The organism is Dactylosporangium sp. CS-047395 (assembly GCF_050942185.1).
GTDB lineage: Bacteria > Actinomycetota > Actinomycetes > Mycobacteriales > Micromonosporaceae > Dactylosporangium.
In genome coordinates, this window is the sequence record NZ_CP192015.1 from 6666327 (window position 1) to 6682488 (window position 16162).

The 16162-nt window shown below is 71.8% G+C and carries 13 protein-coding genes; 5 read left to right on the top strand and 8 right to left on the bottom strand.

All coding sequences use genetic code 11. The features are described from left to right. Positions 1-48: 48 nt before the first annotated feature. The 7 genes from ACQP00_RS31435 to ACQP00_RS31465 form a co-directional block, all read right to left on the bottom strand. Positions 49-591 carry a carboxymuconolactone decarboxylase family protein gene (locus ACQP00_RS31435; RefSeq protein WP_433201936.1) on the bottom strand — a complete coding sequence of 181 codons (543 nt, stop codon included), beginning with the start codon at positions 589-591 and terminating at the stop codon, positions 49-51. 51 nt (positions 592-642) lie between these two features. Continuing rightward, positions 643-1821, bottom strand: coding sequence for a DNA polymerase IV (gene dinB, locus ACQP00_RS31440; protein WP_433201939.1), 1179 nt, complete (start codon positions 1819-1821; stop codon positions 643-645). A 20-nt stretch (positions 1822-1841) separates the two neighbouring features. Continuing rightward, positions 1842-2894 (bottom strand): LLM class F420-dependent oxidoreductase, encoded by a 1053-nt coding sequence (locus tag ACQP00_RS31445; RefSeq protein ID WP_433201942.1) that lies wholly within the window; start codon positions 2892-2894, stop codon positions 1842-1844. A 13-nt stretch (positions 2895-2907) separates the two neighbouring features. After that, complete coding sequence (locus ACQP00_RS31450; RefSeq protein ID WP_433201945.1) at positions 2908-3726, bottom strand: maleylpyruvate isomerase N-terminal domain-containing protein; 819 nt, start codon at positions 3724-3726, stop codon at positions 2908-2910. A gap of 1 nt (position 3727) precedes the next feature. Next, entirely contained in the window at positions 3728-4672 is a 945-nt protein-coding gene (locus ACQP00_RS31455) for a hypothetical protein (protein WP_433201948.1), read from the bottom strand. A 61-nt stretch (positions 4673-4733) separates the two neighbouring features. Continuing rightward, positions 4734-5738 carry an enediyne biosynthesis protein gene (locus ACQP00_RS31460; RefSeq protein ID WP_433201951.1) on the bottom strand — a complete coding sequence of 335 codons (1005 nt, stop codon included), beginning with the start codon at positions 5736-5738 and terminating at the stop codon, positions 4734-4736. After that, complete coding sequence (locus ACQP00_RS31465; protein ID WP_433201954.1) at positions 5735-7702, bottom strand: CRTAC1 family protein; 1968 nt, start codon at positions 7700-7702, stop codon at positions 5735-5737. The genes ACQP00_RS31460 and ACQP00_RS31465 overlap by 4 nt, the downstream gene beginning before the upstream one ends. A gap of 405 nt (positions 7703-8107) precedes the next feature. On the opposite strand from ACQP00_RS31465, the gene ACQP00_RS31470 reads away from it, so the two are divergent. Further along, positions 8108-8902, top strand: a complete 795-nt coding sequence (locus ACQP00_RS31470) for a metalloregulator ArsR/SmtB family transcription factor (RefSeq protein WP_433201957.1) — start codon at positions 8108-8110, stop codon at positions 8900-8902. Between the two features lie 14 nt (positions 8903-8916). Beyond that, the gene (locus ACQP00_RS31475; RefSeq protein ID WP_433201959.1) at positions 8917-9744 is read left to right on the top strand and encodes an alpha/beta fold hydrolase; all 828 of its coding nucleotides are present in this window, start codon (positions 8917-8919) and stop codon (positions 9742-9744) included. 175 nt (positions 9745-9919) lie between these two features. On the opposite strand, the gene ACQP00_RS31480 is transcribed toward ACQP00_RS31475, so the two are convergent. Continuing rightward, on the bottom strand, positions 9920-10945 hold the full coding sequence (locus ACQP00_RS31480; RefSeq protein ID WP_433201962.1) for a methyltransferase: 1026 nt from the start codon (positions 10943-10945) through the stop codon (positions 9920-9922). A gap of 310 nt (positions 10946-11255) precedes the next feature. Between ACQP00_RS31480 and ACQP00_RS31485 the strand changes: the two genes are divergently transcribed. The 3 genes from ACQP00_RS31485 to ACQP00_RS31495 all read left to right on the top strand — a co-directional run bounded on the left by ACQP00_RS31485 (position 11256) and on the right by ACQP00_RS31495 (position 16129). Continuing rightward, positions 11256-12515: an acyltransferase family protein gene (locus ACQP00_RS31485; protein ID WP_433201964.1), complete on the top strand. Its 1260-nt coding sequence runs from the start codon at positions 11256-11258 to the stop codon at positions 12513-12515. 163 nt (positions 12516-12678) lie between these two features. Next, positions 12679-13893 (top strand): glycosyltransferase, encoded by a 1215-nt coding sequence (locus tag ACQP00_RS31490; protein ID WP_433201967.1) that lies wholly within the window; start codon positions 12679-12681, stop codon positions 13891-13893. Beyond that, positions 13877-16129 carry a glycosyltransferase family 39 protein gene (locus tag ACQP00_RS31495; RefSeq protein WP_433201969.1) on the top strand — a complete coding sequence of 751 codons (2253 nt, stop codon included), beginning with the start codon at positions 13877-13879 and terminating at the stop codon, positions 16127-16129. Before ACQP00_RS31490 ends, ACQP00_RS31495 begins: the two co-directional genes overlap by 17 nt. Positions 16130-16162 lie beyond the last annotated feature (33 nt).

The window sequence follows — 16162 nt, forward strand, 5'->3', positions numbered from 1 at the left end:
GGCGGGCGGGCATCTTCGTGCGTGCCCACCCGCCCTGAGCGAAAGCCCTCAGACGCCGTAGCCCTGCTGCACGATCCGCTCGGCCATCGGCAGGTAGTCCTCCTGGGCCGGCGGCGCGAACGTGCCGAGGCCGTCCACGTACCGGTTGAACATGCAGAACGCCGCCGCGATGAGGACCGTGTCGTGCAGCTCGAGGTCGGTGGCGCCCTCGGCCCGCGCGGCCGCGATGAGCTCCGGGGTGACCGCCCGCCCGGTCTGCTGCACGGCACCCGCGATGCGCAGCAGGGCGCGCAGCTTCGCCGAGATCGGCGCGCCGTCGAGATCGGCGCGCACCTGCTCGACGAGGGGCAGGCCCGCGTCGAGCTGCACCGCGGCGAACGCCGAGTGCGACGAGCAGCAGAACGTGCACTCGTTGAGGCCGGAGACATAGGCCGCGATGAGCTCGCGCTCGCCCGGGGGCAGCGAGTGCGGTGCGCGCAGCAGCGTCTCCGCGAGCCCGTTGAGGTGCTGCGCCGTCTCCGGCCGGTACCGCATCGGACCGGTGATGCCGGGAAATTCCTTCTCGTCCACGCCGAGGTCGATGTGAGCCATGGCCGAACCCTGGCACGGCCGCAACCGGAGGCCTTCTTCCAGCGTGCTCAATTACCCGTCGGCCGGTTTGCGCAGATCGATGTGGTCGGGCATGCCGAGCCGCTTGCGTTCCGCCTCCCGGCGGCGCTCCATCTCGCCGCTCCGCACCGGCTCCGGCTCCGGCGGCGCGGGCAGTTCGAAGAGCTCCAGCTGGGTCGCGCTGTCGTCCTCGAGGTCGCGCACGCCCACGCCGACGAGTGTGATCCCGCGCGCCTCGGCGTCCGGCGCCGCCTCGCGATAGAGCCCGCGCACGACCGCGAGCAGCGCCGCTTGCTCGGCCGTGTGCCGGGACAGGGTGCGGGCGCGGGTGGACGCGGTGTAGTCGCCGTACCGGAGCCGCAGTTCGACGATCCGCCCGATCCGCCCGGCCTCCCGCATCCGCCAGACCACCCGCTCGACCAGGCTGTGCAGCAGCGAATCGACGTCGTCGGGCGGGATGACCGCCGACCCGGCCCCGAACTGGGCGCCGAACGAGGCGCGGCGGCGGGCCTGGCGCACCGGTTGCGGGCGGCGGCTGTGCAGCAGGTCGAAGATGCGCCGCCCGGCGGCCAGCCCGGCGATGGCCATCAGGTCGGCCTCGCGCAGCCCGGTCAGGTCGCCGATGACGCGCGCCCCGTGCTCGCGCAGCTTCGCCGTGGTGACCGGGCCGACGCCCCACATCCGGTCGATTGGCAGCGGATCGAGGAACGCGTGCTCCTCGCCGTGCGGCACCACGATGAGCCCGTCCGGCTTGGCCGTCCGGCTGGCGATCTTGGCGATGAACTTGGTCGGGGCGACGCCGACGGTCACCGGCAGCCCGGCCCCGTCGCGCACGGCCGCGCGCAGGCCGGCCCCGATCCGCTCGGCGTCGCCGGGGGCCCGGCAGCGGGCGGTGACGTCGAGGAACGCCTCGTCGATGGAGGCGCCCTCGACCAGGTCGCCGCCGGCCCGGAAGAGGTCGAACACGGCCTCGCTCTGGGCCAGGTAGTGCGGGATCCGCGGGCTGACGAGCACCGCGCCGGGGCACATGGCGAGGGCGCGCTGGCGGCCCATGCCGGAGCGGACACCGAACGCGCGGGCCTCGTAACTGGCGGCGAAGACGATGCTGGTGGCCACGAGCACCGGGCGGCCCCGCAGGCTGGGGTCATCGCGCTGCTCGACAGAGGCGTAGAACGCGTCGAGGTCGGCGTGCGCGATCGTGGTCGGCGGCACCCGACCAGGTTGCCACACGATCAGTCCAGCATGCCCCGGATCGCCTCGACCGTGTGCAGCCGCTGCCGGTGCGTCCGCCCGACCGGGGTGGCGTTGAGGGTGCCGACGCCGGTCGCGGCGAACGCGTGGACGCGGTCCTTCACCCAGGCCGCCGGGCCGATCAGCGCGATCCCGTCGATGAGCTCCTGCGGCACGAGGGCGGCGGCGTCCGGCTTCTGGCCGGCGAGGTAGAGGTCCTGGATGCGGGCGGCGACCCGGCCGAAGCCGTAGCGCTCCATGAGGGCGGCGTAGTAGTTGGCCCCGCGGGCGCCCATGCCGCCGACGTACAGTGCGACGATCTGGCGCACGGTCGCGGTCGCGGCGGCGAGCTCGGCCGGGTCGTCGCTGACGTGGGCCCAGGTGTCGGCCACGATCCGCAGCGGGCCGAGGTCGGCAGCGCGCCGGGCCAGGCCGCGGGCGAGCGGCTCGCCGAACGCCTCGGCGGCCCGTTCGGGCAGGTAGAACGCCGGTTCCCAGCCCTCGCAGAGCTCGGCCGCGAGGGCCACGCCGCGCGGGGCGAGCGCGGCCAGGGTGATCGGGATGCGGGCCCGGCGAGGCCGGTTGACCAGCCACAGCGGCTTGCCGAGGCCGGTGGCGGCGCGCGGCTCGGTCAGCGGCACGGTGTAATGGCGGCCGTCGAAGATGAGCGGCTCGCGCCGCCACACCTGGCGGCAGATCTGCACCACCTCGCGCAGCCGGCCGACCGGGGCGTCGTAGCGCACACCGTGGAAGCCCTCGACGACCTGCGGGCCGGAGGAGCCCAGGCCGAGGGTGAACCGGCCGCCGGAGACGGCGTCGAGGCCGGCCGCGGTCATCGCGAGCAGGGCCGGGGTGCGCGTGTACACGTTGAGGATGCCGGAGGCGATCTCCACCCGGCTGGTCCGGGCGGCGATGTACCCGAGCTGGCTGACGGCGTCGTAGGAGTACACCTCGGGCACGTGCACGACGTCGAGGCCGGCGGACTCGTACTCGGCCAGCCGGTCCAGCGCGCCGAGCACCTCGCCGGTGTACTTCAGCTGCATCCCGAGCTTCATCGGACGCCCCCGTTCAGTGCGGCATGCGGAGCTTGCGGAGAAACGGCAGGATCTTCCACGGGCGCGGTCCGCCGATGCGGACCCCGCCGCCGGCGACCGCCCGGGCCCGGCTGAGCCGGCCGAACAGCATGAGGTTGAGCGTCGGCGGGTCGAAGCGGACCCGGACGTCGACCGCGCCGCCGGCCGGCTCCCAGGACACCCGGTCGTCGGTGAGGGTGACGGTGACCGGGGTGGTGTGCGCGGAGTGGAACTCGACCGCGATCCGCGCCGGGTCGCGCAGGGTGACGCCGTCGACGAGGGTGCCGTACCCCTCCCGGATCACGCCGAGCAGGAACAGCTCGAAGAACAGCGCGGCCTCCGGGGCCGGGATCGTCCACGGCTCGCCGAGCGCGCGGGCGATGTCCCGGCCGTGGATGTGCAGCTCGTTGACGAGGTGGCCGAACAGTCCGGCCACCGGCACGTTCGAGCCGCCCAGCCACGGTACGGTGGCGGCCGGATCGCGCCCGGCGGCGGCCTCGGCCATCCGGGCGAGCTCCTCCTCGATCAGCTCCGCGAGCCGCACGGGCTCGCGGGTGCCGATCTGGGCGAGGAGGATCTCGTTGAAGTCCGCGACGGTGTCGACGGTGACCACGTCGAGGATCTCGTCGGGCACGTGCGGGGCCGGCGGGTCGAGCCGGCCCAGCAGCGAGCGGTACACCTGGGCGAGGGTCAGCACGTGGGCCGCGGTGTCGCCGGCCGACCAGTCCGCGGTGGCCATCGCCGTGCCCGCACCCGGATGGCGCAGCAGCGCGGTGAAGCGCTGCCCGGCCGAGGAAAGCGCGGTCGCCCACATGTCAGGCGTTGTACGGCATCGTCGGGAACCAGCCGTGCCCGAACAGCGCCGGCACCCGCAGGTCCCAGTACGCGACGGTGAACGCGCCGAGGGCGATGAGCAGCACCCCGGACACCAGCGCGGCCCGCCGCGGGCTGCCGGCCAGCCAGGCCACCACCCGGCCGCGGGTGAGCAGCGTGACGAGCACGAACAGGACCACCACGAGCGTGACGTTGCCCAGCGACTGCAGCACGAAGGCGAGCGAGCCGTAGAGCGGGTTGTGCGTGTCGGCCGCGTAGTGGAAGAGCTTGTTGAACAGCGGGTAGGGCCGGCCGATGAGGAAGCCGCCGATGAGCCCGCCGAGCGCGACGACCCGGGCGGTCGGGCGGTCGCGGAACACGTCGGGCAGCACGCCGAGGGCGGCCAGGCCGAGGTACAGCAGGGCCAGCCCGATGACGCCGAAGACGACCGACGACTGGATGATCCGCACCGGCATCCCGCCGGCCGTGTCGGTGGACAGCTGCGGCAGACGGTCGCCGATGAGGACGCCGACGAAGCCGTAGACCGCCGACACGGCGACCATGCCGAGCAGCAGGCACGCGGTCGGGCGGACCAGCATCCGCAGCACGCCCCGCCCGCCGCGCGAGGTGGCGGCGCCGGCCGAGGTCAGCGGGCCGACGGCGGCCGCCATGGCGATGTTGCAGGCGGTGAACGTGCCGGCCAGGCCGGAGACGAACGCGAACAGCAGCCCGGCCGCGGTGCCGACGATGGCCGTCTGCTTGGCGTCGTGGCCGAGCAGGTTGTTCGCGACGGTGTCGCCGATCTCGTGGTCGACGAGCTCGAACGACCACAGGATCGCGAGCGCGAGTCCGGCGGCGAGGCTGAGGACCACGGCCGCCGCACGGTTGCGCGGGCGGGCCGGGTCCGTGGATCCGGGGCGGGACAGCAGATCGAGGCGCGCGGTCATGATGCTGCTCCAGGGGTCGGGGGCGGCGGCCGCGCGGGCAGCCGCCCCGGTGGGACCTGACTCAGGCGGTGGCGATGAGGGTCGGCTCGGCCGCCTCGTCGACGAGGTCCTTCCTGCGCCGCTCCAGCAGCCACTTGGCCCACCAGTACAGGCCGCGGACGAGGCAGACGATGGTGACCGCGAAGAACAGCGTGTACACCACGTTGAAGAGCATCAGCACGCCGTACACCATGCCGACGCTCGCACCGAACATGAACTGGTTGCGGCCGGACGAGGGCGTCGTGCCCGGGTCCGTGATCATGTAGTTGGTGAACAGGACGAACGCGACACCCGTGATCGGGACCAGCGCCGCCCACAGGGCCACGTCCCAGATGTAGTGCCGCAGCAGGCCCTGGATCACGAACGAGCCGACCCAGCCCATGATGAGCAGGACCTTCTTCGTCAGCATCGCGTTGAGCACGGTCCCGGCGGTGACGATGATGATCGGGATCATGATGCTGATGACGTCGGGCACGTTCTCGGTGAAGTGGTACGGCGGCGCGATGTTCACCCACGGGAAGGCGAGCAGGGCCACGGTGATGCCGAGGTTGGACGGGTTCATGAAGTGCCGCAGCCGGCCCTTGATGGGCGCCTGGAGCACGTACTTCTGCCCGACCGCGACGGCCACCGCGAACGCGATCGGCCAGAACATGTCGTTGCCGTAGAGCAGCATGTTGGCCGCCAGGGCCGTGATGTGGGTCGGCAGCAGGAACGTGTACACGCCCCAGGCGCCGTTGCCGGTGAACGCGGCCGGGCGCTTGTTGGCCCAGGCGGCGATCATCTCGGCGCCGAACTCGATGCTGTAGCCGAGCAGCAGCGCGAAGAACGGCCAGGTCCACGGCTGCTCGAAGCCGAGCACGGTGTAGCCGAGGATGTTGAAGATGCTCATCGAGATGGCGAAGTTGCGCAGCGCCAGGTAGCGCGGGTCGCGCCGGTCGACGCGGGGCACCTTCGGGCGCTCGGCCTCGGGGGTGGCCGGTGCGGTGCCCGCACGGCCGGTCTCGGTGGGAACCTGTACGTCGGTCATGCCGTCACCTCGCGCGCCTGGTCGGTCAGCATCAGGTCGTGCCAGCCGGACGTCAGCTGCACCGTCTGGCGGTGCGTGGCGCCGCTGGTGTCGCGCCAGCTGATCTCCGCCTGCACCGGCTGGCTGCCCTGCCCGCCGAGGCCGAAGAAGACGTCGAAGCTGCGCTTGCCGGAGTGCCCGCCGCCGCCGTCGAGCTGCGCGAGCTGGGTGTGCCCGTCGGCCGTGGTCAGCCGGACGACCGCACCGTAGGCGGGTGTGCCGATCGGACCGTCGGTGCTCTCGGTCGTCGCCGGGCGGTACAGGCGCAGGCCGACGTAGGCACCGCGGTTGGTGGCGGTGTTCTTGTAGAAGGCGGGCTCGCCCCACTGGCGGGCCACCATCAGGTCCTGGCCGCCGTCGCCGTCGACGTCGGACACCCCGACGCCGCGGGTCGGGATCGGCACGGCCAGGCCCAGCTCGGCGTTGAGGTTGGCGTAGCGGCCGTTGCCCTCCGGCGCCCAGAAGGCCAGCTCGTTCTCGCCGGCGATGTCGTCGCCGGGCACGGCCTTCGGCCACATCTCCGGGTTCTGCAGCATCAGGTCGTTGGACATCGCCAGTTCCTGCAGCCAGTTGAACCGGTTGATCTCGCCCTTGACGAAGCCGCAGGCCTGCACGACGGCGAGGTGACCGCTGTTGTCGAAGTCGGCCATCTTGGCGTCCCAGCCCCAGCCGACCCAGGCCAGGTTGGTCTCGGCGGCCACGTTCTTGTACGGCGCGACCCCCTTGGCCAGCGCCGTCCGCGCGTCCTCGGGACTGGCCGCGGTGTTGCGCCAGACGAGGTTGCTCTCCTCCAGGCCCCACGACTCGGTGATGTTGCTGACGAAGGCGTCGAAGCGCCCGTTGCCGGACAGGTCCCCGAACTCGATGGACATGCCCTTGAACGAGTCGTGCCCCATCACCAGCGACTTCGGGTCGAACGCGCCGCGATCGCCCTCGACCAGGTCGAACTTGATGGTCCCGCGGGTGGAGACGTTGCGGAAGAAGCGGTCGTGGCCGAAGTCGTTGGCCAGGTACAGCTCGGGCAGCAGGTCGCCGTCGAGGTCGGCCGAGGCCGAGGCGAGGGTCCAGCCGCTGGCGAAGGCCGGGTCGATGGCCGGCTGCTCCTGGAACTGCACGCTGGGCTGGCTGCCGCCGGTGGCGCCGGTCCAGCGCAGCACGTGCGCGCCGCCGGCGTTGCGGGCGTGCGACATCGAGTGGTTCATCGACACGTTCGGCGGCGCGTGCGGGTCGAGGACCTGCGTCTCCGGGAAGTAGTTGAAGACGCCGACGTCCGGGTGCCCGTCGCCGTCGAAGTCGGCCACGGCCACCGCGTTGGTGTTCCACAGCGGCCCCCGGTACAGCCCGTCGGTCGGGACGGCCTGCGGGACCAGCTCGGTCGGCGTGTAGGAGGCGGCCGACAGCGGGCCCGGCTCGGGCTTCTTCAGGAACAGCACCGGTGTGCGGCCCCAGTAGTAGACGAGCAGGTCGTTCCAGCCGTCGCCGTTGAGGTCGGCCGGCGTGCAGCCCATCGGGGCGATCGCCGGGCCGCTCGCCAGCGGGGCCGGGGTGAGCACGAACGGCTGGTAGGTGCCGGTGCTGCCCGGGGCCGGGGTGACGACGACCGAGTCGCTGCGGGTGTCGACGAGGCAGATGTCGTTGGCGACGCCGCCGCCGTCGAGGTCGTTGACGGCGATCGCGGCCCCGACGGAGGAGATCCACGACTTGATGTGCTCGTACGCGGGGTTCACCTCGCGCACGGTCTTCATCGGCAGCCCGGGCGGCAGCGCGATCGGCATCTCGGTGAACTGGTACCGCTTGGCCATGCTCGCCCGGGTGTCGGCCGACGCCTCGGGCAACCGCGCCGCGCCGTAGAAGCCGACGATGAGCACGAGCACAGCGAACGCTGGGATGAGTCGGCGCAGGACACCGACGGGTTGCGAGGGCACGGTTCCCCCTTCGATTCGGGCGCACAAAAGCAGACCGCAGCATTTGTACGGTCCACTCGGCGACAATTCCGTAAGGCATTCCGCGACCGTTTTCCGCACCGGCTCCGGAGGGTCACGGAAGCGCTCGACACGGGCTCCACCTGTGCAAGCTCGCGTCCGGCCACCTGCCGATCAATGCCACGACATTGATGGCCATGGCCATCTTCACGTAGCCCAACAGGGAAGTCTTCTCGAATCGTGCGGTAGTGGCCGGGCAATTACGGATAGTGCGCAGTGCCGGTTGCCGGGTCCGCAGGGTCACCCGCAGCGGTGATCCCGGGCGATCAACTTGACAGGGGTTGCCCTGGTCATACACTAAACACGTCGGTTTATAAACGGTAAGGTTGAGCGTATGGCGGGGACGACATGACGGACACGCTGAGCACGACCTTCGCCGCCCTCGCCGACCCCACCCGGCGGGAGATCCTGCAGCGCCTCGCCCGGGGCGAGGCGACGGTCAAGGAGCTCCTCGAGCCGTTCGACATCACCGCTCAGGCCGTGTCCCGGCACCTCCGGGTGCTGGAACAGGCCGGCCTGATCCGCCGCGGCCGCACCGGCAAGTGGCGGCCCTGCACGCTCGAGCCGGCCCCCTTGGGCGAGGCGACCGGCTGGATCGGCCACAACCGCGAGATGTGGCTGACCCGCTTCGAGCGGCTGGACGCGGCGGTCGGACGGCTGCGGCCCGACACCACCCGGCCCGGCCCGCGCGAGTTCACGGTCGGGCGGGTCTTCGACGCGCCCCGCCGTGAGCTCTTCCGGGCCTGGATCGAGCCCGAGCGGCTCGCCGGGTGGTTCGGTCCGCACGGGGTCAGCACGCCGTTGTCGCGCATGTCCATCGACGCCAGGCCGGGCGGACACTGGCGGATGAGCATGGTCAGCGAGGCCGACGGCACCGAGTTCCCGTCGGAGATGACCTACCACGAGGTGGTGGAGCCCGAGCGGCTGGTCTTCGGCTGGGGCAATTTCGACGCGACGCCGACGGATGAGGGCACCGCCGTGGTGACCGTCCACTTCACCGAGTTGCACGGACAGTGCGTGGTACAGCTGCGGCAGTCGGGGTCCTGGAGCGACGCGCGCAACGCCAATGTCAGGACCGGCTGGTCCGAGACGCTCGAACGGCTGGACCACTACACCGCGAGCGCATACACCGCGAACGCATGAGAGGGGATCGCATCATGACGAAGGTCCAGGAGCAGCAGGTGCTGCGGGTGACCTCGAAGGACGGCTCGTCCATCGCCTACGAGCGCTCCGGCGAGGGCGCGCCGGTCATCCTGGTCGCGGCCGCGCTCGCCGACCGCACCGGCACCCGGCGGCTGGCCAAGGCGCTCGCCCCGGAGTACACCGTGATCAACTTCGACCGCCGCGGGCGCAACGACAGCACCGAGCACGAGCCCTACGACGTGCAGCGCGAGGTCGACGACATCGAGGCCCTCATCGACGCGGCCGGCGGGCAGGCGGTGCTGTTCGGCAGCTCGTCCGGCTCCGTGCTCGCGCTGGACGCGGCCAACCGGCTCGGCGACAAGGTGAGCAAGGTGGTGGTGTTCGAGCCGCCGTTCATCGTCGACGACAGCCGCGAGCCGATGCCGGCCGACCTCGACGCCGACGTGCGCAAGCTCATCGCCGAGCAGCAGCCCGGGGCGGTCGTCAAGCTGTTCATGCACAAGACGATGGGCATCCCGAAGTTCGCCGTGAACATCATGTCGATCATGCCCGGCTGGTCGAGCATGCGCGCCGCCGCGCACACACTGCCGCACGACCTGGAGCTCATGCGCGGCACCCAGGACGGCACGCCGCTGCCGGCCGAGCGCTGGAAGGCCGTCTCGGCGCCGGTGCTGGTCATGACCGGCGGGCGCAGCGAGCAGTTCTTCCACCGCGGCGCCGACGCCCTCGTCGAGGTGCTGGCCGACGGCCGCCACGAGGTCCTCAAGGGCCAGGGCCACGGCGTGGTCCTGATGAACCCGAAGGCCCTGCTGCCGCAGTTCAACGCCTTCGTCGCCGGCTGATCCGACGAGGGGCTGATCCGACGAGGGGGCAGGTCCGGGCGGGACCTGCCCCCTCGTCGTAGGACCTGGTGCGGTTTTGAGGGGGTGTGGGTGGAGCGGAGCTCCCCCACTGTTTTTCAGGACATCGAGGGGTATCCAAGAGAGCCGGTAAGACCATCCGGTGCGGTCCAAACGACTACACAGGACGCGCCTCGATGATGGGCGACATCCGGGTGTTGACGACTCGGACCAGGCGCAGGTCGGCCTGGGCGAAGAGCACCTTGAGCTGCTCCAGGCTGCGCCCGCCGCCGCCGGCCATGGCCAGCAGCAGCACGTCGTAGAGCTTGCCCCAGTCGAACGCGTCGCCGGGCTCCATCAGCGGCTCGATGAGCAGCAGCCGGCTCGACGGGCGCATCGCGGCGCGGATCGTGCGCAGCATGCGGACCGCGTCCTCGTCGTTCCAGGCGTACATGATGCGCTTGAGCAGGTACGCGTCCCCGCCGTCGGGCACCCGGCGCAGGAAGCTGCCGCCGGCCACCTCGCAGCGCTCGGCCACGCCCGCCTCGGCCAGCACCTCCGGCGCGTTGGCGACCACGTGCGGCTGGTCGAACACGATCCCGCGCACCCCCGGGTAGCGCTTGAGGATGCCGGCCAGGAACGCGCCGTTGCCGCCGCCGACGTCGACGATCGTGCCGAACTCCGACCACTCGTACGAGTCGAGCATCGTGCGCAGCTCGCGCTTGGTCACCGACTGCTGCGAGGCGTCGAAGCGGGCCGACTCGTCCGGGTGCGCGGCCATGTAGGTCCAGTAGTCCACCCCGTGCACCGCGTCGAAGGCGGCCTCACCCGTGCGCAGGCTGTGCCCGAACCCGGCCCAGGCGCGAATGTCGGCCTCCAGCAGCGGGTACGCGTCCGCGAGCGACTCGGGGTGGTCGGTGCGCAGCGGCTGCGCGAGCGGGGTCAGCGCGAAGGTCTGCGGCTCCACCTCGGTGAAGACGCCCCGGCAGGCGAGGGCCCGCAGCGCGCGGTACAGCGGCAGGGCCTGCACCCCGGTCGCCGCGGCCAGCTCGTCGACGGTGCGCGGCCCCTCCCGCAGGTGGTCGGCGACCCGCAGGTCGGCCACCGCCCGCAGCATGAACGGCACCACGTAGTCGGCGAGCTCCGACAGCCGCGCCGAGGAGGCGCGGTCGCGCACCGGCGGCGCAACGGCCACATTGGTCATCTCAGCTCCTCACCTGGGTGCAGCCCGTGCGCTGCCCAGCTCTGACCAGCAGTCTGCGCGCCGCCGCGCTGCCCGCGCACCTTCCAGACTGCGTCGCTGGACCATCCACTGTGGACCGGATGGCTCCGCACGACGGAAGATGCGCCCGGCCCGTTCCTTGTCCCAGGCTGGCCTCGTCCGGCCGGGAGGTAGAGAGGAGCGAGCGGTGACGGCACCCGAGTTGAATGCGACAGCGACGACAGCGCGTGCGACACAGGCGAAACGGGATCCCAAACTCGAAGGGATCCGGGGGTATCTGGCCCTCGGCGTCATGGTCTTCCATGTCGCGTTCACGGCGAAAATCAGCAGCTTCCTCGACGAGCACCCGGCGGGCATCTGGACGACCCTGGTCGACGGCCTGTCGGTGTGCCTGCCGCCCTTCTTCGTCCTCTCCGGCTGGTTCCTGTACCGGCCGTTCGTCCGCTCGGTCATCGCCGGCACCCCGCGGCCGAAGGGCGGCTCGTTCATCTTCGGCCGCCTGTTGCGCCTGCTGCCGGCGTACTGGCTGCTGCTCGCCTTCGCGCTGCCGGCGTTCAGCTACGGCCGCATCGACGGCTTCTGGCACGTGCTGCGGCCCTTCCTGATGATCCACTTCTACTACCCGCCAAACGAGCCCTGGATCATCGGCATCGAGCCGACCTGGACCGTGCCGACGGAGATCCTGTTCTATCTGTCCCTGCCGCTGCTGGCCGGGATCGCCTGGCTCGCCGCCCGCGGCGGCGCGACGCCGCTGCAGCGGGCCCGCCGCTCGATGGTCTCGACCTACCTGCTGTTCGCGATCGGCCTGGCCTGGCAGATCTACGTGCTGCTGCCCTCGCAGATCATGACGGTGGCGTCCTGGAACCTGTGGTACTGGCCGTTCGCGTACTACACCGCGTTCGCCGTCGGCATGGCCCTGGCCACGCTGTCCGCGTACGCCGACGTGACCGGGCAGCCGCCGGCCCTGCACCGCTTCGTGCAGCGCCACCCGCTCGCGCTGTGGGGCCTCGCCCTGGTGGCCTACGCGCTCAACCTGCCCAAGACCTTCGGCGACCTGGGCGTCGGCACCACCGGCGCGATGATCCAGTCGCACGTGCAGACGCTGTTCGTGCTCGTCTTCGCGGCGCTGCTGATCGCCCCGCTCACCGTGCCCGGCATCAAGTCGGCGTACCTGGAGTTCGTCCTGGCCAACCCGGTCATGCGGTACCTCGGGCGGATCTCCTACGGCATCTACCTGTGGCACATCGCGGCCATCTACCTGGTGCTCGGGCAGGGCAGCATCTTCGGCAACATCCCGAAGACCGGCCCGTTCAGCCGCGGCCTGATGGACTTCTGGCCGCTGATGACGCTGACGCTGCTCACGAGCGTCGCGATCGCCACGGTGAGCTACTACGCGCTGGAGCGGCCGATCGCGCGCTGGCGGTACCAGCGCAACCAGGCCGCGACCGGGCGCACCCCGGTGGTGGAGTCCAACCCGCTGCCGCACCCGCCGGTCGCGGACGCGCCGGTCTCCCCCGCACCGGTGACCGCGGTGGACCGCAGCACCATCTGAGCCGTAGGCTCCCACTGATACGAGCGTCCCGGCGGTCGCGCCACGCCGCCGGGGCGCTCGTTTTCGCGTCCTCGTCCGGCCCGCTGTCCACTGTGGATGACCGTGGGAGCGCTGCGCACGGTGGGAGATGTGGGCACGCGGCCGCAAACGGGACGATACACGCATGTGCGCAGCCGTGGTCCTCGACGTGGCCATCCCGGTGTACAACGAGGAGCGCGACCTCGAGCCGTGCATCCGCCGGCTGCACGCGTATCTGAGCGCGAACCTGCCGTACACCTTCCGGATCACGATCGCGGACAACGGCAGCACCGACGCCACGCCCGGCATCGCCAAGGAGCTGGTGGCCGAGTTCCCCGAGGTGTCGATGGTGCGCATCGAGGCGGCCGGCAAGGGCCTGGCCCTGCGCACCGCGTGGAGCGGCTCGGACGCGGCGGTGCTCGCGTACATGGACGTCGACCTGTCCACCGACCTGGCCGCGCTGCTGCCGCTGATCGCGCCGCTCATCACCGGCCACTCCGACATCGCCATCGGCACCCGGCTCGCGCGCGGCTCGCGCGTGGTGCGCGGCCCGAAACGCGAGGCCATCTCGCGCGCCTACAACCTGCTGCTGCGCGGCACGCTCGCGATGCGGATCTCCGACGCGCAGTGCGGCTTCAAGGCGATCCGGCACGACATCGCGCGGGGCCTGCTGCCGTACGTGCAGGACACCGGCTGGTTCTTCGACACCGAGCTGCTCATCCTGGCCCAGCGGGCCAACCTGCGCATTCACGAGGTGCCCGTTGACTGGATCGACGACGATGACTCCCGGGTGGACGTGGTCTCCGCCGCGCTGGCCGACGTGCGCGGCATCTGGCGCCTGGGCCGGGCCCTCGTGACCCGCCGCCTGCCGCTCGCCCTGCTGCGCCACGACCTCGGCCGCAGCCCCCTCCTGCCGGGCGTGCCGGCCGGTCTCGGCGGCCAACTCGTGCGCTTCATCGGCATCGGGATCGCCTCCACCGTCTTCTTCGCCGTCCTGTACGCCCTGTTGCGCATCGAGTTCGCCGCCCAGACGGCCAACTTCACCGCCCTGCTGGTGTCCGCGATCGCCAACACGCTCGTCAACCGCCGGGTCACCTTCGGCGTGCGCGGCCCGGGCAAGCTGCTGCGACACCTCGCCCAGGGCCTGCTGCTGTTCGGCCTCGGGCTCGCGCTGACCAGCGGGTCGCTGGTGCTGCTGCACGCGGTGCACCCGCCCGCGGCCCCGCTCGAGCTGGCGGTGCTGGTGGTCTCCAGCTTCGCCGCCACGGCGCTGCGGTTCCTGCTGTTGCGCTTCTGGCTCGGCCGCCCTGGCCGTACCGCTGCCGGTTCGAAGGAGAGAGCGTATGAGCTCCACAACTGAAATCCCGCCCGTGGTGGAATCCGCGCCGACCCCGGCGGAACCCGCCGCGCCCGCCAACCCGGCCTGGGCCCGCCCGGCCCTGTTCCTGCTGCTGGCCCTCACCGCCGTGCTGTACCTGTGGGACCTGGGCAAGTCCGGCCCGGGGAACAACTTCTACGCGGCCGCGGTCCAGGCCGGCACCGAGGACTGGAAGGCCTTCTTCTACGGCTCCCTCGACCCGTCGAACTTCATCACCGTCGACAAGCCGCCGGCCGCCCTGTGGGTGATGGCGCTGTCCGGGCGCATCTTCGGCTTCAACGCCTGGAGCATGCTGGTCCCGCAGGCCCTCATGGGCGTCGCGTCCGTCGCGCTGCTTTACGCCGCCGTCCGCCGCTGGTTCGGCCCGGCCGCCGGCCTGCTCGCGGCCGCCGTGCTGGCGCTGACCCCGGCGGCCGTGCTCATGTTCCGCTTCAACAACCCCGACGCGCTGCTCACTTTGCTGCTGACCGCGGCCGCCTACGCCATCGTCCGCGCCGTCGAGGCGGGCAGCGTGCGGTGGATGCTGGGCACCGGCGCGCTCGTCGGCTTCGCGTTCCTGACCAAAACCCTGGGCGCCTTCACGGTACTGCCGGCTTTCGTCGCCATGTACCTGCTCGCCGCGCCCGTCGCGCTGGGCCGCCGCATCCTGCACGTCCTCGCCGGCGGCCTGGCCATGGTGGTGTCGGCGGGCTGGTGGGTCGCGATCGTCGAGTCGGTGTCGCCCGACAGCCGCCCCTACATCGGCACGTCGACCGACAACAGCTTCCTGAGCCTGGCCTTCGGCTTCAACGGCATCGGCCGCGTGTTCGGCGGCGACGACAACGACCTCGGGGCCATCAACGCCTTCTTCGGCGGCCAGCCCGGCGTGGGGCGCATGTTCAGCTCGGTCGTCGCCGCGAACGTCACCTGGCTGCTGCCGGCCGCGCTGCTGCTGATCGTCTCGGGGTTCGTGCTGTCGCGGGGCGCGCCGCGGACGGACCGCACGCGCGCGGCGATCGTGCTGTGGGGCGGCTGGCTGGTCGTGACGGCCGGGATCTTCAGCTTCATGCAAGGGATCTTCCACCCGTACTACACGATCGCCATCGCCCCGCCGATCGCCGCGCTGATCGCGGTGGGCGGCCGGCAGCTGTGGCAGCACCGCACCGCCGGCTTCGCACGCGTGTCGCTCGCGGTGATCGTCGCCGTGACGAGCATCGTCAACGTGGTCATCCTGGGCCGGGCGAACCTCTGGCACCCGGAGGTCCGGGTGCTGGTGATCGCCGTGGCGCTGCTTGCTCTGGTGGCGCTGGCGCAGGGCCGCCCGGCGGCGCGCGGGGCGTTCGCGGCAGCGGTCGCCGTCGCCCTGCTGGCGCCGGCCGCCTACGGCCTGGCGACCGCTGGGCGGCCGCACATCGGGGCGGTGCCGACCGCCGGGCCGGCCGCCGCCGAGAACACGGCGCTGCCGGCCGGGGCCGGCGGGCTGCCGGGCGGTGCGCAGGCGCCGGGCGGCGGGTCGGCGGCGAACCCCGAGGTGGTGGCGTTGCTGCGGCAGACCTCGAACAAGTGGGCGGCGGCCACCTTCACCTCGCCGAACGCGGCCACGCTGCAGCTGGCCAGCGACCGGCCGATCATGGCGATCGGCGGGTTCACGGGCTGGGATCCGACGCCGACGCTGGAGCACTTCCAGATGTGCGTGCAGGCCGGCGAGATCCGGTACTTCGTGGGCTCCGGCTTCGGCGGCCTCATGGGTCCGGGCGCTGGTCCCGGCGCTGGTCCGGGAGCTGGGCAGCCCGGTGCTCAGCCTGGTGCGCAGCCCGGTGCTCAGCCTGGTGCGCAGCCCGGGGTTCAGCCCAGCGGCATCCCGTCGGGCGCTGCTCAGCCCGGTGCGCAACCCGGGGCTCAGCCTGGTGCTCAGCCGGGCGCGCAACCCGGAGCTCAGCCTGGCGCGCAACCTGGAGCTCAGCCTGGCGCGCAACCTGGAGCTCAGCCTGGCGCGCAACCTGGAGCTCAGCCTGGTGCTCAGCCGGGTGCGGGACAGCAGGCGGGTGCGGGACAGCAGCCGGGTGGTGCGGCGCCGATGGATCCGTTCGGCGGGACCAAGACGCCCGAGCAGATCGTCGCGTGGGTGCAGGAGCACTACGCGATCATCATCGCCATCTCGACCTGGGTCGCGCAGCACTACGCGCCGGTGATGGTCGGCACCGACGTCATCTTCGACCTGAGCAAGCCGATCGCCTGACCGACCGCCGCCGTGCGCGCCCGGGCTACCGAG

Excerpts from the sequence above, each read along its gene's own strand:
- ACQP00_RS31445 (WP_433201942.1), bottom strand. The coding sequence starts at position 2,894 with ATGAAGCTCGGGATGCAGCTGAAGTACACCGGCGAGGTGCTCGGCGCG.
- ACQP00_RS31480 (WP_433201962.1), bottom strand. The coding sequence starts at position 10,945 with ATGACCAATGTGGCCGTTGCGCCGCCGGTGCGCGACCGCGCCTCCTCG.
- ACQP00_RS31490 (WP_433201967.1), top strand. The coding sequence starts at position 12,679 with ATGTGCGCAGCCGTGGTCCTCGACGTGGCCATCCCGGTGTACAACGAG.
- ACQP00_RS31470 (WP_433201957.1), top strand. The coding sequence starts at position 8,108 with ATGACGGACACGCTGAGCACGACCTTCGCCGCCCTCGCCGACCCCACC.
- ACQP00_RS31435 (WP_433201936.1), bottom strand. The coding sequence starts at position 591 with ATGGCTCACATCGACCTCGGCGTGGACGAGAAGGAATTTCCCGGCATC.
- ACQP00_RS31460 (WP_433201951.1), bottom strand. The coding sequence starts at position 5,738 with ATGACCGACGTACAGGTTCCCACCGAGACCGGCCGTGCGGGCACCGCA.
- ACQP00_RS31455 (WP_433201948.1), bottom strand. The coding sequence starts at position 4,672 with ATGACCGCGCGCCTCGATCTGCTGTCCCGCCCCGGATCCACGGACCCG.
- ACQP00_RS31495 (WP_433201969.1), top strand. The coding sequence starts at position 13,877 with ATGAGCTCCACAACTGAAATCCCGCCCGTGGTGGAATCCGCGCCGACC.
- ACQP00_RS31450 (WP_433201945.1), bottom strand. The coding sequence starts at position 3,726 with ATGTGGGCGACCGCGCTTTCCTCGGCCGGGCAGCGCTTCACCGCGCTG.
- ACQP00_RS31475 (WP_433201959.1), top strand. The coding sequence starts at position 8,917 with ATGACGAAGGTCCAGGAGCAGCAGGTGCTGCGGGTGACCTCGAAGGAC.
- ACQP00_RS31485 (WP_433201964.1), top strand. The coding sequence starts at position 11,256 with ATGGTCTTCCATGTCGCGTTCACGGCGAAAATCAGCAGCTTCCTCGAC.